The 16,625-nt window shown below is 53.9% G+C and carries 11 protein-coding genes; 4 read left to right on the top strand and 7 right to left on the bottom strand.

Going from position 1 to position 16,625, the window contains the following annotated elements; translation table 11 throughout:
* Positions 1-37 precede the first annotated feature (37 nt).
* Both IT444_03810 and IT444_03805 read right to left on the bottom strand, forming a co-directional pair.
* A complete protein-coding gene (locus IT444_03810) occupies positions 38-3,154 on the bottom strand; it encodes a hypothetical protein (protein ID MCC7191889.1) in 3,117 nt (1,038 codons plus the stop codon).
* A 152-nt stretch (positions 3,155-3,306) separates the two neighbouring features.
* Positions 3,307-4,296, bottom strand: coding sequence for a sigma-70 family RNA polymerase sigma factor (locus tag IT444_03805; protein MCC7191888.1), 990 nt, complete (start codon positions 4,294-4,296; stop codon positions 3,307-3,309).
* A gap of 664 nt (positions 4,297-4,960) precedes the next feature.
* On the opposite strand from IT444_03805, the gene IT444_03800 reads away from it, so the two are divergent.
* Complete coding sequence (locus IT444_03800) at positions 4,961-5,599, top strand: superoxide dismutase (protein MCC7191887.1); 639 nt, start codon at positions 4,961-4,963, stop codon at positions 5,597-5,599.
* Positions 5,600-5,735: 136 nt separating this feature from the next.
* On the opposite strand, the gene IT444_03795 is transcribed toward IT444_03800, so the two are convergent.
* The 4 genes from IT444_03795 to fliM all read right to left on the bottom strand — a co-directional run bounded on the left by IT444_03795 (position 5,736) and on the right by fliM (position 9,630).
* A complete protein-coding gene (locus IT444_03795; protein MCC7191886.1) occupies positions 5,736-7,688 on the bottom strand; it encodes a hypothetical protein in 1,953 nt (650 codons plus the stop codon).
* Positions 7,689-7,786: 98 nt separating this feature from the next.
* The gene (locus IT444_03790) at positions 7,787-8,044 is read right to left on the bottom strand and encodes a hypothetical protein (GenBank protein ID MCC7191885.1); all 258 of its coding nucleotides are present in this window, start codon (positions 8,042-8,044) and stop codon (positions 7,787-7,789) included.
* Positions 8,045-8,053: 9 nt separating this feature from the next.
* Positions 8,054-8,449, bottom strand: a complete 396-nt coding sequence (locus IT444_03785) for a response regulator (GenBank protein MCC7191884.1) — start codon at positions 8,447-8,449, stop codon at positions 8,054-8,056.
* Positions 8,450-8,592: 143 nt separating this feature from the next.
* Positions 8,593-9,630: a flagellar motor switch protein FliM gene (gene fliM, locus IT444_03780; GenBank protein ID MCC7191883.1), complete on the bottom strand. Its 1,038-nt coding sequence runs from the start codon at positions 9,628-9,630 to the stop codon at positions 8,593-8,595.
* 179 nt (positions 9,631-9,809) lie between these two features.
* Here fliM and IT444_03775 point away from each other — a divergent pair, with 179 nt between their 5' ends.
* The 3 genes from IT444_03775 (at position 9,810) to IT444_03765 (ending at position 14,330) form a co-directional block, all read left to right on the top strand.
* Positions 9,810-11,708 carry a thioredoxin family protein gene (locus tag IT444_03775; GenBank protein ID MCC7191882.1) on the top strand — a complete coding sequence of 633 codons (1,899 nt, stop codon included), beginning with the start codon at positions 9,810-9,812 and terminating at the stop codon, positions 11,706-11,708.
* A gap of 124 nt (positions 11,709-11,832) precedes the next feature.
* Positions 11,833-13,194, top strand: a complete 1,362-nt coding sequence (locus IT444_03770; protein ID MCC7191881.1) for a hypothetical protein — start codon at positions 11,833-11,835, stop codon at positions 13,192-13,194.
* Positions 13,195-13,325: 131 nt separating this feature from the next.
* A complete protein-coding gene (locus IT444_03765) occupies positions 13,326-14,330 on the top strand; it encodes a lysophospholipid acyltransferase family protein (protein ID MCC7191880.1) in 1,005 nt (334 codons plus the stop codon).
* Between the two features lie 66 nt (positions 14,331-14,396).
* Here IT444_03765 and IT444_03760 read toward each other — a convergent pair whose 3' ends face one another.
* Entirely contained in the window at positions 14,397-16,586 is a 2,190-nt protein-coding gene (locus tag IT444_03760) for a PqqD family peptide modification chaperone (GenBank protein ID MCC7191879.1), read from the bottom strand.
* Between the last annotated feature and the right edge of the window lie 39 nt (positions 16,587-16,625).

Raw genomic sequence — 16,625 nt, 5'->3', positions numbered from 1 at the left:
AGCACAGTCACCAAATTGCGCAACGAAGCGCAGGTCCTCATTTACGAAGAATAATGGCGTCAGCCTGGTCCACGTCGAGTGTGAAAACTCTGGTACTGGCACCTGAACGCTCATCCGCGATGACGCTGCTTTCAACCTTTCTGCCGGAAGCGAGTGTTGCATGTGTGCCGGTAACGTTTTTGGTCAAGAAGACGCGCAAGCCATTGACTGGCATGTTGGACCAGTTAACGATGACGATTGCCGTGCCTTCGGGTGATTCGATCATGATCGCTTCAGCGGTAGGACTCGAAGTTTTCACCACGGGTGCAATTTTCGCTACCGCAGTGTGTATGACGGCGTTAGCTCCTGCATCGAACTGCGTCGGCAGCAGATGTGCCATCGCTTCGTCCGTGGCTCCACGGTCCACCGGGCGTTTGGGAATGCCTGGCTTGAGATAGCTCAGACCCGGCAGAAATGCACAATAATTCGCCTCCCCTTTGCCTACTGAAACGCGGGTCAGAGCGGGAGTGCCATCGGGAAAAACAGCGATTATTGCAACGTCTCCGCGGATTGGCGAGATTCGGCTTACCGCGCCAAATGCGGGAATAACCGCGCTTTGATCTGTTGATCCCAGCTTCACCGAATCCATCGGTACCGCGAAAGGCAGGTCCTGTTTTTCCAGTCGGATCACCGGCTCCGGAGCGAGTTTCAGATCCTGCTGCTTGATTCCCAGCAACTGCTGCATCGCGGAATTAGGCTCGTTGAACTCATCCAACATTGCACCTCCAGCCGTCACGAAAAGATGTCCGCCGTCTTTGACCCAATCAACGATGGCGTTTGTTGCGGTCCGGCTGACATTCTGGTCCGTGATGTAGAGGGCTTTATAGTTTTTCAGAGTTCCGCGCAGCGCATCATCTTCGTCAACTATGTCGAGGCCGACCTGCTGGTGACGGATGGCGAGATAGAGCGATCGTTTCTCCGCGCCGAACGGCGAGCGGTGGTTGTCCCATGCATCACCTGCTTCGGAATACCAGAGTGCGGCCTCACCCGGTCCCGTAACGACGTGGCCATCCTGCACGATATCTTCAAAACGCGCCAATTCAGCAAGGCTCTTGCGTACCTCCTGATACATCTCGGGCAGCGAAGTGTGATTCTCCGTGTACGCCGCCTGCACAGGTCGGAACTCAAAGAGATTGAGGATCGTCGCACCGTGACCGACTGCGCCGTAAAAGTTACGTCTCCAGCTATTGGGCGTATTCCCCGGCCAGTGAGGCATCACATAGAAAAGAATTTCTCGCTCCGGGTGATAGCGGTTGCCAGCCCGTGCCAGGTCGAGCAGATTCATCGTCACCTGCGGACTGCCGATAGGCACCTGCCAGGTGTAGTCCTCTGACCAGGGCAGCACCATACCGCCTTGACGGAAGAGTGTGATCCACTGGTATGTTTCACCCAGGTACGGTGCGCCGGCATGAGGCGTGAAGTTCGCGCCTGGCTGCGCGAAGGGGAGGTAACGCTGGACTAGTTCTGTGTGTCGTTTGAGCTGGTCGATTCCGTATTGATGCAGAAAGAGCCGCGAGTAGTAATAGGTATGCGGATTTTTCTGCGCTGATGTCTTCGCGGGATCGTACTTTACGTTGGCCCAATCCGTTCCCGCGGTTGGATTGATGTCTGCGGGCTGAAGTTTTTTCGATTTCGCCCAGGCGCGAAATAAATCATCCGCGCCTTCTTTGGGGCTTGCCAGACCGATCTCGTCACCAAAGCTGACGACACGATAGTTGTCCGCATTTCCTTCCGCCACGATTTTTTTGAGCGCTTCTTCCAGTTTGGCGTCATCGAGTGATCGAACGTCGATGTACCCAGCGGGCAGGTTGTTCCACTTTTTCCCGCCATCCAACCTCACCTGCAGGCTGTACATCTTGATGAACTCATCGAGGGCTGCGTTGTATTTAGGGTTGTCAGCTTGAGGTGAGAACGTGTAGCCGTAGAGGAGCGTCCGCTGGAGCGGCGGGCCGGGATTGAGCTGCGTTTTGAGGTAATGAAGCAGGTCGTACAGTACGCTGTCGAAGTCACGAATACGCTGTGAATAGCGGGTATTGGCATCGTAAGCGAGGTGAAGTTTATCTCCGGTAACCTCGAAACTGGCGATCGTATGGAGATTCCCCGCGGCATTCTTGACCGCAAACTCTGCGGTCCACGGTTGGTTTTTGGCGTTCGACTTTACGACCCAGTCGCCGTCATTCAGTGAATCAAGCAGGCCGCCTACATCCATCCAGTCTGTAGTCGCAGCTGGGGCGACATTGGCTGAGATGGGCTTCCAATTCCGTTTATGGACCCAGTAGGGGGAATGCTCGGTGCCATTCGCAGCACTGATTGTGATCGCTTCGGTTCCTTTGTTGGTGACACGCATGAACACGTCGCCCGCCTGCGTGAGCAGGCCGTCCAGAGGCAGATAGTTTTCTTTGGCGATGCGTTCTTTTACGTCAGCCTCGTCGGTAGTCAGAAGGACGAGATCAACGTTACGCTTGGCGGCGGGATCAGGTTGCTTGTCCGCAATCAGCGTAATGGTGGCGGGGCCAGGCGCAAGATCGACGCCGGCATTGTGGCCTTCCCACACCATGTTTTCAACAGCACCCCAACCCCAGGCAATTTCTTTCTGAAGATTGCCCTGGTTGGGAACGGCACCGATTCCGCCGCCACGAAATGCCCAGATTTTGGTGTTATCACGAGCACCGTAGAGGCGATCGAGTTTTACCGAGCCATGTTGTTCGACCTTTACTTTGAATTGTGTTTCAAAGCGATAGGCCGCTTCATAACGGACGAGTACGAGATATCGGCCGGCTTTGGGAATCTCGACGTTGATCGAAGCAGATACGGGGGAGTTGAGATGTGCGGGTGCGCTGAGAAACGCTTTACGGCTCAGAAAGGTATTGGCAAAGGTTGCGGCGTAATAGTTCTCCCCCCAGTTACCGGCTTTCCACGCCGGGGTATTTGCATCGGTTGCGGGAAGGGGCTGAAACTCCTCAGCCTCCGCGACGAGTTGGCCGTTCGGCTCAGCCTTTACAGGTTGCACACCCCGGTAGTCGTGTGCTTTTTGTGCGAGTTGTTCAAATTCACCGCCAAAGACGGTTGCGGTGATGAGTCCTGCCAGTGCCAGCGATATGAGTTTGCAGGGCATGAGAAGGTTTCCGTTGTGTTGCCCTTGAAGGGTGGATGTTCGATGGTCCATCCTGTCATAATAGCGGTAAATGATGTGTGATCGTACTGCGAATAAAAAACCCTCGCTCGTTGGTGCGAGGGTTTTTGGGATTGTTATGAAGTTGTCTGGATTCAGCCGAGGAAATCACCTTCCAGAGAGAGGCGGATTTTTTCAAGAGCCTTATTCTGGATCTGGCGAACCCGCTCTTTCGTGACGCCGATGATTTTTCCGACCTGTTCAAGTGTTAACGGCGACGCATCGCTGGTGACGGGTTTGCGACCCAGCGCGAAGCGATGGACGATCACTTCCTGCTCGATGTCGGATAACTCAGCTCGGTTGTCCTTGATGATCTGGCGGATTTCGTCCACGCAATCGTCCTCGTGGCCTTCCCGCTTCTTTTCCATGTAATCACTCTTTTCGAGCTTGGGATCGAAGTCGGTCGGGAAGATCGAACGGTACTTGCTGTGCTTCACACCTGCACGGCTGAAGGCCTTGAGGATCGCTCGGCAGGCGTAGGTCGAAAACTTAAACCCACGGGCTGCATCGAACTTGTCCACTGCGCGAAGCAGAGCCATGTTGCCTTCACTCACAAGGTCGCTGAAGTCCACCTCACTCATCCGGGTGCGCTTGGCCATGGCCAGCACCAAGGCGAGATTGGTTTGTGCGATCTGATCGCGATAGGCTTCCGCCTTTGCGTACCAGTCGAGAATCTGTCGCGCCAGATCGGTAGTAGCAGGACCGTCCCCGATCTGTTTGCGAAGCTCGGCAACTTTGAAACGGCAATAGTTGAACTGGAGAAAGAGAGCGCGCTCTTCGGCTGCGGTCAGCAACACGTTCCCCGAATGATTAACGGAACGAGAGTCAACCGCATTCTCCATGACCGGGTGATACCAGCTCGTATCAGGACGGCGAATAGCCGGAGCCTCGTCAAAAATGGCACGTTGAGCCTTGGGCTTGGTGAACAAGGGATTCGGCACAAAGTCGCACTTGTTCGTCAGGATCCGCTTGAGCGTCATTTGATCACGATCGCTCAGTTGTCGCTGGGTATCGTCGATGGCGACGACGTGTTGACGTCGCGACTGAGCCAGCGGAGAGAGTGGATGATTGAGAGAAGCGGGCATGGAAGACCTCCTTTTCTCGGTTGTTCAGCGTTCCTGGCTGGCGTGCGTGAGAATCCGATTCATCGCACGACTTTTGAAAACTTGTTCCCCCTCTTACTTGGTGGGTTTGACTCGCAGGCATCAGCCTGCCACATAATCCTCTTATACGACTCTACTCATCAACGCCCTGTTTGGTTCCAATATTTTTAGAACAATTCCAAAAAGACTAAAAATCTCAATAACTAACCGATGTCATTCCATGTAAATACACATAAGTGTATTATTTATCAATGGTTGAGTGTAAAAATCCTCTGTAATTCATATCGGTTTCTACCTGAGTTTTGCTACACAGAAATCAAAACCGAGTCTCATCTGCACTATAGAACGTACCTCGCCAATCGTTTCTTGCAAGGTATTTACCCGACAAAGTGCATAAAAAGTCCATTTTCTCAGAAATTGATTTTCAACGGATGAATTGGCGTATTGGGCCGCGTGTGAGGCGATCGTGCGTGTGTGAAGTTTTATGTAGAGAGTTTGACCCTGTGTTGAGAGACCCATAGCATGCAATGTTCTGGCTGTAAATGTCAGCCAGAAGGGGACTCTGGGGAACCAGTCACGCGCGGTCGTGTGGTCGATGGGCTTCGGTCCTCGCGGTATGTCACTTTCATTTTTTTAGGAGACTTTTATGTCCTTTGCACTTCCGAATCTCCCGTATGCTTTTGAGGCACTTGAGCCGGTGATCGACACTCAGACGATGCAGATTCACCACGGCAAGCATCACAATGCCTATGTCACCAACTTGAACAACGCCATCGCCGGAAAGGGCAACCTGGAAAGCAAGAGCATTGAGGATCTGATTGGTAACCTGACAGCTGTGCCGGACGATATCCGCGGAGCAGTGCGGAATAACGGTGGCGGCCACTACAACCACTCTCTTTTCTGGCAACTCATGGCTCCGAAGGGCAAAGGTGGCGGCGGTGAGCCGAGCGGACCACTGGCCGATGCTATCAAGAACGAGCTTGGCGGGTTCGCCAAGTTCAAGGAAGATTTTCAAAAGGCTGGCGCGACTCGTTTCGGATCAGGTTGGGCTTGGCTTTATGTCAAGAACGGCAAGCTGGCGGTGGGTTCGACAGCCAATCAGGACAATCCCATCATGGGTGAAGGCGTGGCGGGGATTTCCGGCAAGCCGGTGCTTGGCGTCGATGTGTGGGAGCACGCGTACTACTTGAAATATCAGAATCGCCGCCCTGACTATCTGGCTGCGTGGTGGGATGTTGTGAATTGGACGAAGGCAGGCGAACTCTACGCGGCCGCAAAGAAGTAACGAGCCAATTTAATTTCAAACTCGATGCCGCTGGTTGGTGCTCTCACTGACCAGCGGTTTTTTATTGCGCTACCAGCTTTGTTTTGTATCGGTGTGGCGGGTTGTCGGTAAGAAGTCGCACCGTCGCGATGATCGACTACTTTTGTTTATCCGATTTTTGTTTCAGGTACGCTTCCAGCTCGTTGGCCCGCCATCGCCAAACCACGATGAACATATAGACATCGAGAACCGGGTGCAGAGTTTTTTCATTTCGACACAAGTAATCCAGGGCTTTGTTCAGATGCTGTCTCGTATCGGAGCGCCCGTGGAGATAGGCCTCCAGCATCGGCAGGAGGAGGTCGAGTAATTTCAGGTAATGATTCAGATACTTCCATGACCAGAGTCGTGCCCCGGACGTCTGCACGCGATTTCGTCGGACAAGTTGACGCAGGTCGGCGACGACTGACTCAATTTTCGGAAGATTGGCTTTACCTTTAGCGATACGTTTTTCATCCGCAGCAGGAATGTAAACCGCTTCATAGAAGGGCTTCCAGTAATCTGCGATTTTTGTGAGTGCTGCGGCAATTTTTGCTCCGTCTCTGCCGAAAGCATCGTTGAAGGATTCCGTGACGATATCGCTGAACTTTCGCTTTTTATTCCAAAGGGTCTGAGCCATCACATCCATGAGTAAGTTATGCGGGAACGACATACGCTGGTTCTGCACGCTGTTTAACCCGTGCAGGCCGATACTGCCGAGCCCCTGGATATCTTTATGCAGCACCTTGGAAATGGTGATCATGCTTGGGTCGTAGTAGCAGGCCCAGATGGCGTGATAGTCGAAGTCAAACCCGTCACCTCTGAACATCTCCTGCCATTGCCTCAGGTAGTGGAGATTGACTGATGGACTCTTGGGCATTTCCAATTTGTTTCGGACGTAGGGTTGCGGCATTTCGTCGGTTTCAACCGCATCCATGAATGATGTGAGATACGATCGCGTAATCGGTGCGAACATCAGAACAAACCGCCCCTGATGTTCGATCTTCGCCCGTTCGGGCGGCCAGAGCAGATCGACATAAACCAGAAAGACAATGCGCGTCGTCAGACCCGCAGCAGTGAGCTTGCGATCCAATTCATTGAGCATGTCCACGAAAAAGTCAGATGGACGGGCAGCTTGGCTTTCCGGCCGCTCATCGTGATTATTCATCCCGTCCGCCAGCCAGAAGTGCAGAAGGTTTACCTCCGCGTGTTTCCCGGCATAGTCCACAATCGCATCGGTCATGGCTGCGCGGACCGCGGGGTTGCCGTAGTTGAGGTTAGTGTTCAGCGCGATACCGCCCCAGAGTTCTCGTTTTTCGTTGACCTCTGCAAGCCAGTCAACCTTGTCTTGAGGAATCGGTTCCTGCTCATTTTTATCCCAGCCGCCTTCGCCGGAGATCCCTAGTGCAGCGCAGGTCCATCCATGCCCCATTCGCTCAAAGCTCATACCGCGTTTCTGAATCTCATCCACCAGCTGCGTTACTCGTGTATCAACTATGCGATCGTCGAGCGGTTCAGGCTTGAGGTACTTGTTTTCGCGGTGTTCATACCATCGCCGGAAGAAATACATGCCGTAGTGGAACTGGATGAAGTAACCATTCATTCCATGCTTGGCCATCCAGTCGATCAAATCCCGAACGTGTTCAAACGAGCAAGCTCCCTCGATGCAGATGGTGCGATAGCGGTAAGACGGTGCTTCGGAGACGCGGATTCCCTTTTTAAGAGGCGAGCGCAAACGGGGGATCATCTCGCCGCGTGAACCGGGTCTGATCCAGCGGATACCCATCTCACGCAGGTAACGATAAACCGCGAAAAGCACGCTGCGTGGATTGGAGCCGGCCAGCACATAGCCGGTAGCGGTGGGGCGGATCGTTATCCAGTCATCACCCGGAGGAGAACTTAGTTTGGGAGTCTTGATACCAAGATCCGCTGCAAGCCCGATTGTGAAGGTCGCCTTGTCATCGCTGTGTGATCTCCGTAGCGATTTCCCTGTGGCTTTTTTGAGGTATCGCGCTAGTTCACTGGCAGCGAATTTAAGGGTGCGATCGTTTCCGTGAATCCGAATTAAAGCCATGCCAAGACCTCCCGCTGGTATCGCGGGATCGTAGCAGAAGTTGATTGGCGTACCATAGAAATCAGCGCGCCAGGCGGAGTCGAGATGAGTTGCCGCAGTCAGTGTTGCGAGCGGTCCATGAAATCGCTGACATGCGCCCAAATCCACCGGCTGGGCAGAAGACAAACAACAGGAAGGATGACAGCCAGTGCGATGGCGACCCCTAGATGAACGGTACTGCTGACATCCAGCAACGGTCCAATTACGATCGCCCACAACATGACCAGAGGCATACAGATCATCATGTTGATCGTGATGGCTCCGGTCATTTCGCCATGACGATCTTCCTGGCCGGGCTTAGCGCGATATTCAGCCATGCGGAAAGGTTACTTTGTTTCGAGCAACTCAGCAGCGAGCGTGATGAGTCGTTCGAGGCGTACGGGTTTGAGAAGATAGCCATCGACGCCGAGTGTTTCAGCGTACTGCTGGTGTCGTTTGCCTTCGTTGGCGGTGACCATGATGACGCGAGGTGCCTGCGGCAGTCTCTTGATGCGTTCCAAGACGAGGAAGCCGCTCCGTTTGGGTAGCATCATGTCCAGCACGACCAGTTCAGGCGGATCGACTTCACAGATGCGGACAGCCGTATTGCCGTCAGAGCATGTCTGCGTCAATGCTCCCTCGACCTGTAGAGCCTGATTGATGCTCTCCAGCACTTCCGGGTCATCATCAACAATCAGAACTTTTTTTTCCTTCAGACGGGCTTCGGCTGCTTGATCAATCACGGCTGGCTCCTGTTTCATGCCTGCATTGTTCAGGTCTAAACTGGACAGGTCAAGCGTCAATTTTGAGGAAAAATGAACATCTGCGTCCAGCGATTTGGAATGGTGGGGTAATCTGACGGGGGAACCGTCGAGTCGGATTGATGTTACACACGATCCTTGAGCGTGTAAGGCCGTAAAACCTTAAAAGCACGGTTCCCTTTGAATTGGCCGATGTGGCCGATGTGCTTCTTTTTTCCCTCGATCATCATGACTAATGGGGCTGATGCCGACTTTTCCGTGACGATCAGATCACCCACCGACAGGCTCATTAAGTCGCTGAGTTTAATCGTGGTATTTGCCAGGATGCCGGTTACGGTAAGCCGAGCATCGTCAAGCTGGGTGGCGATCCGATTACGCAGTTGATTATCACGGCGGCTGCGTTTGTACGCTGCCCAACTTTGATTGCTCAACTTCTCTATGACCGGCTCGATGACGTTATAAGGGATGCAAAGACTCATCGTGCCTGCGCGGCCACCCATTTTTAATTCGAATCCGACAACGACCACGACTTCATTAGGCGGCACGATTTGTACGAGTTGCGGATTGCTCTCCGACTCCTGAGCCTTGAACTTCAGCGGAAGGATATTCGACCATGATTCCTCCAGTGCCCGCAAAGCACGGTCGAGAATCTTTTGCACGAGTCGTAATTCAATGGCGGTGAGAGGTCGCTGCGGGATGAACAGGTCCGCGTTGGACCCGCCCAGCAAGCGGTCAATAACGGGGTAGATAATCAACGGGCTGATTTCGAGGCACATATTGCCTTCGAGCGGTTCCGCTGACAGCAGATTAAAGCAGGTCGGATTAGGTAACGAATGGGTGAACTCGCTGAAGGTCATCTGTTCGATGTTGGCGACCTTGACCTCCATGATCGTGCGGAGAAATCCTGAAAGGGCTGCGCCGAAATTTCGGCTGAACCCTTCGTGGAGATTTTCCAATGCCCGCATCTGATCTTTGCTGACACGTTCGGGACGTTTGAAGTCGTATGGCCGGATTTCAATTTCACGAACCGGAGTAGTCCCGGTACCAGTCGCACGCTTCTTGTTGGAGAAAACCTTGGTTGCATCCGCAGTTGATGCGATATCGCCGTTATCCACTGCGGCCAGCAGAGCATCGACTTCAGATTGGTTGAGGACTTCAGCCATGGATCAGTTATTCGCCGGGAAAGCGAGCAGAGCAATGCGTCTGTTATCGGGCGAGTCATGGATTAGGCTTCAATACAGGGGTTACATCCGCGTTGAGATGAGGATTTACGGGAAAGCGAGGAGGACGGGTCGAGCATTCATACGATCTTCTATCCGGCTTCTGCGTAGGATGATGAGCAATGATCGCTATCCGTCATATCCTGATTCTCGGCGCGTGTCTGATGGCCTTTTGCGGCACGTTGCCCGCGCGAGGTCAGCTTGAAGATTTCGCCACACCACAAAAAAAAGAAGTGGTTCAGGTCAAGACCTATGTGACCAGCAACGGGAAAGTGCGCCCCGGCGACGACGCCGTGATAGCCGTAGTGCTTGATATTGACCCGCCGTTCCACATAAACCCAGCCGGAGAACCACCTGAGCCTAATCTCATCCCCACCACGCTGTCGGTGCTGGAGGTCCCTTCTGGCTTGACACTGGGTACGTCGCAGTTCCCCGAAGCGCAATCAGTTGAGGTGCGGTTTGGTGGTACTCCGAGGAATATTCAGGCACTGGCCGGCCACGTCAAGATTTATGTGCCGGTCAAAGTTTCTCCGGACATCACGCTGGGCGTGCATCGGGTGAAGTTAAAGCTCAATTACCAGGCCTGTAACGAAACGAATTGTCTCTTTCCCGTCAAACAGGAAATTTCAGTAGCTATTGACGTGACACGAGAAGCCAGCACCGCCTCAGCCGACGAGGTGGAGATATTCCGCGATTTTCATCAAGCTACCGGAACTCAGCCACAGGAGGTGAAGCTCGACTTTTTCGGCTGGGAAGTTCGTGTAAGCGCGTCAACCGGTTGGGGATTCGCCGCATTACTCGGATTGGCTGGCTTGGGTGGGCTGCTGCTTAATTTTACTCCCTGTGTATTGCCGGTGATTCCAATCAAAATCATGGGGTTGAGTAAGGCCGCCGAGAGCCGTTCGCGGACATTGCTTCTTGGCGCAGTGATGTCGTTTGGCGTGGTTCTTTTCTGGCTGGTACTCGCGGGGATCGTAGCCGGCACATCCAAGGCGATTGAGCAATGGGGCACCAAGCCGACGTGGGGGCTTTCATCTTCTAACGAACTCTTTCAACATCCATGGTTCACCATCACCATCGGTCTGATCATCACGCTCATGTCGATTGGTATGTGCGGTCTCTTCTCGATTCGCCTGCCTCAGTTCGTCTATTTGATTACGCCGAAGCGTGAAAGTCTTACCGGATCGCTGCTGTTTGGGGTGATGACAGCCATCCTCTCAACCCCGTGCACGGCACCGTTCATGGGAGGAGCTGCTGCGTGGTCGATAAAACAGCCACCAAGCGTCGTATTGTTAATCTTCGCAACGATCGGCGTAGGCATGGCTTTGCCCTACATGATCCTCTCCGCTTTCCCCTCGCTTGTGGACCGCATGCCGCGTACCGGGCCGGCCAGTGAACTCATCAAACAGATCATGGGGCTGCTCATGCTGGCTGCCGGAGTGTATTTCGTCGGCAGCGGCATCAGCGGGCTGCTCGCATCACCTGTTGATCCGCCGTCGCGGTTGTTCTGGTGGGCGGTTGGGGTCGTCGTCGCCGCTGCGGGTCTTTGGCTTGCGTATCGCACGGTTTGCTTATCGCGTCGTCCGATCTTCCGGGCGGTGTTCGTATCTCTTGGCTTAGTGATGTGTGCAGCCGGATTGGTTGGCGCAAAACGTCTCGCTGATCAGGGGCCGATCAATTGGATCTACTACACCCCCGAGCGTCTGGCGCAAGCACAGGCCGAAGGCAACGCGGTTTTACTCGACTTTACCGCCGAATGGTGTGCTAACTGCAAGTTTCTCGAACACACTGTGCTGTACCGCGACGAAGTCGTGGCAGCACTTCAACAGCCGGGTATTGTGCCTATGAAGGTCGATCTGACTGCGCCGAATCGAGCTGGGAATGAAAAGCTTAATGCGGTCGGTCGGGTGATGATTCCAGCATTAGTAGTCGTGACTCCGGACGGCCGCGAGATTCTCAACAGCGATGCCTACACGGTCGATCAGGTACTCGAAGCCATAAAAAAAGCCCGTCGGCAATGACTTGGTTATCTCCGGCGCGTCCCGCTTTTACAGGCAGTACTCCACGGGGGAAGCGCCGCTTGACGAAACCATCGCGCCAGACGAAACTTCTGATCGTAGGCGACACGCCCTTAAGGAGCTACGCATGGCCCGAAAGCGAGCTGGAGGCACGACGGGTTACGCCGTTGCGCTGATTATCTTCGTCATTCTCTTTGTTTTCAGCCTCATCCTGAGCATCATCTTCTATACACAGGTGAGCAAGGCTCAGAATGATGTCTCCGTGGCAAGGAACACGCTCGACAAGCTTGCGAAGCGCGATCAGATCGCCCGGCTTGAGCAGGAAATGGCCAACCGCGAGGGTGACACACTCGTCGGCCTGCTCCAGAAAGATGTTTCAGATCTCAAGAATCTGATTATCAATGATCCAAGCGTCACTTCGGATACGCTGCGTGGTCGAGTGCTTGAGCTTAAGCCCAAGACGGGGTTGATTCAGGAAATTGAGAGTCTCCGCGCCACGGTGCAGGACAACGACAAGCGTGTGAAGTCAATGGAGAAGGCAGTCGCCGACGCCCGCGCGGATGCAACACGATCCGAGCAGGAAAAATCCACGAATGCCAAAAACTTCAAGGAAACGCTTGATTCGATCCAGGATCGTCTGGCCACGATGAAGAACGAGTTCACCGGCTATCAGGCCACCATCGATCAGCAGCGTAAAGCACTCGAAGAGGCGCTCAGCCAGGCACGAACCAGCAGCGAAGGCCGCGTGAAGAAACTGGAAAACGAGCTTTCTGCCAAGAACAAAGAAATCAGCGACAAGGATGCCCGGATCAAGGACCTCGAAATCAGTCTCGGCAAGAATCCTGACGCTCCCGCGGTGGATAACTCGACCAATCCAGACGGGTCGATCGTCTCGGTTCGTTCTGAGCAGGGTGTGGTTTACATCAATCTTGGTATGGCCCAACATGTGACGCCCGGGCTGACATTTGAAGTATTCGACAAGGGAGCCGCAATCACCAAGGACGGTGCTGGCGTTACACGAGGTAAAGCCACAATCGAAGTAACAAATGTCTCCAACGACTCATCCACAGCTCGAATCGTCCGTCTTTCCCGCAATAAGTCGGTGATCGAGGGCGATACGATCATCAATGCGGTTTACGATCCCAACACGCGATTCAAGTTTGTCGTGTTTGGTGAGTTTGATATTGACAACACCGGACAGCCATCGGTAGCGGATCGTCGCCGAATCGAAACCCTGATCACGCAGTTCAACGGCATCCTCGCCGAAGAAATGACATACGACACGGACTTTCTCGTTCTTGGTCAGGAGCCCAAGGTTCCTGAGGCTCTGCCTCGTGATGAAATGGATCCCGCCAAGATCGCCCGTGCTGAGGCACAGGCGCGACGGTACAAGCAATACCAGGATTTGATCGTCGCTGCTAAGACGCTCTCGATTCCGGTGTTGAACCAGAATCGGTTTCTGAATCTGGTCGGCTACTATCGTCGGTGATAGTCGCTCATAGTGTATGCCGCATAACCAGTTCCTCCGTATGAATCAGATCGGTGAGCTGGTTCTCGTGGTATATGCTTGAGTACACGACTCCGAATTACCCCTCAAAGGCCTCAGAGTTCTGATAGCACATGGCTCGTGACGCATCACCAGCCGTTCATTGGGGGCAATACCTCGCGACTCGTGTTGCCGCGATGGCACTCCAGGCATTTGACGTGTCTTCAAATCTGCGCACAGCCGGTGCCATCGGCAGAGGGATTTACCGTTTCGATCGTCGCCATCGCGAGAGGGCGCTCCAGCATTTGCGCGTAGCCTTTCCGGAAAAGTCCGAATTACAGCTTGAGACCATTGCCCGTGATTCGTTTGAGCACTTCGTCAAACTTGTGATCGAAGTTTGCCATACACCGCAACTCCTCCACCGTGATAGCTGGTCGCATCGCGTTAAGCTCGCCGATCTGGGGCCATGTATTGAACTGCTCAATGCGGGTAAACCGGTCATCATGCTCACAGGTCATGTTGGTAATTGGGAAGTTCTGGGATTTCTGATGGCCGTGCTGGGCTATCGTGTGGATGCCATCGCTCGGCCGATTGACAATCCTTACATCAGCGATTGGCTGTTCGGTATTCGTCAACGACGAGGATTGGGGATTATCACCAAATGGGATGCCACCGACCGCATGGTCGAAGTGCTGCGGAATGGCGGGGCGTTAGGGTTTATCGCCGACCAGAACGCAGGTGACAAAGGATTGTTTGTTCCCTTTTTCGGAAAACTTGCGAGCACGTACAAATCAATCGGCCTGCTGGCGATCAGCCAGAATGTCCCGATTCTCTGCGGCTATGCTCGACGAATCGGTCCAGGTTATCGCTACGAGATGAGAAATATCGACGTCATTCGTCCGGAAGATTGGGCCTCTCGCCGCGATCCGCTTTATTACATCACCGCCCGTTACATGAGAGCAATCGAGACGATGGTCCGGTTGGCGCCGGAGCAATATCTTTGGATGCACCGTCGATGGAAAAGTCGGCCGCGTTTTGAGCGAGACGGTAAACCGATGCCTGATAGTTTGCGACAGAACCTCCAAGAGCTGCCCTGGATGGACGATGAGACGATGAAGCAGTTGACGCAGCAGAGGTAGGGCTACAAAGCTCGCTAACTCTTTCGACCGCCTGCGGGCAAGCGGAGTTCGCAGCCGACATCATCACTACACGGTAAAGCCGAGCCTATCCCGAATGAGTTGGCGAGCCAGACGGATCCACTGAAAGAGCAGCGGTCGTTTGTCCTGAAGAGTAAAGCGGACGTAAACACGTTCCCCAGGCTCGCCGGATCGGACCTGTTTACCATCCACGTTGACCGTGGTCGGGAAATTGAGCCACGCGGTGAATTGAGGTCGGAGGGCAGTCTGTCCTTGCCGATCTTCTGGCTTGGTGGCGATCTTACCGCCTCCTTGAAACCCCATCGAGGGATGAGGCAGCTCTGTTTGGCCCGCGTCGATGATAAGGGCGATCTTGCTGGGGATTACCGTCCTGATACGACCTGCGGTCCGTAGTTCGACATAAGGCTTCTTGTCGCTGGAGACCATGTCGTTCTGCGCTTGGTCGATCAGCGAGGTGACACGAAGGTTTTCCGTATTTTCGATGGATGCGATAGCTTCGCCGCGTTGCAGGTACCTGCCTTCCCATTGTTTGAGGATACCGCCGACCAATACCCCAGCCTGCGGCGCGCGGAGCGTGAGGTCGTTGATACGACGTTTGACGTCTGCGAGTTGATCTTCAACCGTCTTGATCTTGGCGTTGGCGATTTGGATTTCGAGCGGGTCCTTGGTGAGGGCCATCCGCGTTTCAACTTGCAACCCTTTGAGTTTGGCTTCCAGTTCACGTTTGCTGGCTTCGAGGTCACGGTTTTCCATGACCAGAATGATCTGATTCTGCGACACGCGGTCGCCGCTTTCGACGAAGACTTTTTTAACGAACCCATCAGCCTGGACCGAGACACGTGTGCGTTCTTGACTTTCCACCACGCCGTCCACCATGCGATCTTCCGTGACGGGGATCATGCCGATAGGGACCACTATCAATAAGAAGATTGCGACAGTCACGGTGATAGCCCGTGTGCGATTGTCGTGAAGGCTGGGTGAAGTGACGAGCCAATGCAGGAACTTCCCGGTAGGAATGGCTGCCCAGGAAATAATCGACCACGCGGCAATCGCCAGGCCGAGTGTCGGTATCGCCTGCGCGATGAAAAGTGCAATACTAATCATGACCAGCACGCGATAAATCTGACTCAGGACACCATAAAGCCCCAGAAAAAATCGTTCACCGGACAGGCTGCTGACCGGCTGCACGTTATTCATGCCGAAGCCATAGCACTGAAAGAGCCATCGAAGCTGTCTGCCTGAACGCTCATAAAGATTAGGAATCTCGAGCAGATCGCTGAGCATGTAGTAGCCGTCGAAACGCAGCAGCGGGTTGGCGTTGAAGAGCAAGGTAGTGACGGATGCGAGAAAAACGACGTTGTAAGACAACTGCTGGGTAAGTGAACCGGGGTTGATTTCTTTTTCATGCAACCACACCAGCGCAGCAATGCCTGCGACGACAAGCTCGAACATCATTCCAGCTGCGCCGACGAGGAGCCGCTTCCATTTGTCGGGAAAGTTCCACGAACTAGTCGCATCCACATAGGGCGCAGGGAAAAGCACGAGAAGCATGATGCCGACTTCCGGCACCGCACCTCCGAAACGTCTGCACACCAGGCCGTGCCCCAGTTCGTGCCAGCTTTTAACGAGGATGAAGACGACGATCATCCACGCCCAGTTTGACGGAGCAAGAACGCTACTGGAGTCACCAGCGAAAGTTCGGACTTCCGGGAGAAATCGGTACAGGACATAGATGATCCAACCGAACCACGCGATAAGCCCCCATTTGGAAAGAAAGGGTCGTGCGATCGGTGAGAGCCATTTGAGCATGCGGTCGGGATTAAAAAGCGGAAACCGCAGCGAGAAAATGCTCATGAGCTGCCCGCTCCACTGCTGAAATACGCGGCGTCGCTGTCGTTCAAGCAGTGGGGCGGCATCGGCGGGTAAATCAACGCGAAGCAGGTTGGACTGGTTGAGTTGTCCGAGCAGGCCGATCACTTCATTTTGCGTCGGTGCTGCATCCCCATATCGTTCGAGGGTGAGCTTCCAGGCGTCCTCGACGCTCCTGCGTCCGTCGAGCAAGCCGACAAAGTGATAAGCGACGGGATTGAGCCGGAAAAAATTGTTGCTTACCGCATCGTGAACCACATGCCACGGCTCGCCCCGATAAAGCTGGCGGTGAATCTGCACCTGTGGGCGGAGCCCCGGTGTAAGCCGGCTCACACGGGACCAGGATTGACTGAAAGTAGGGCGATCCATAACTCGTTATTTGTCTTACTGTATTCAAATCACCGCAAT

The sequence above is a fragment of the Phycisphaeraceae bacterium genome (assembly GCA_020851465.1).
GTDB lineage: Bacteria > Planctomycetota > Phycisphaerae > Phycisphaerales > Phycisphaeraceae > JADZCR01.
The sequence above is the reverse complement of the archived record's forward strand: the minus strand, read 5'-3'. Positions and strand labels throughout refer to the sequence as shown.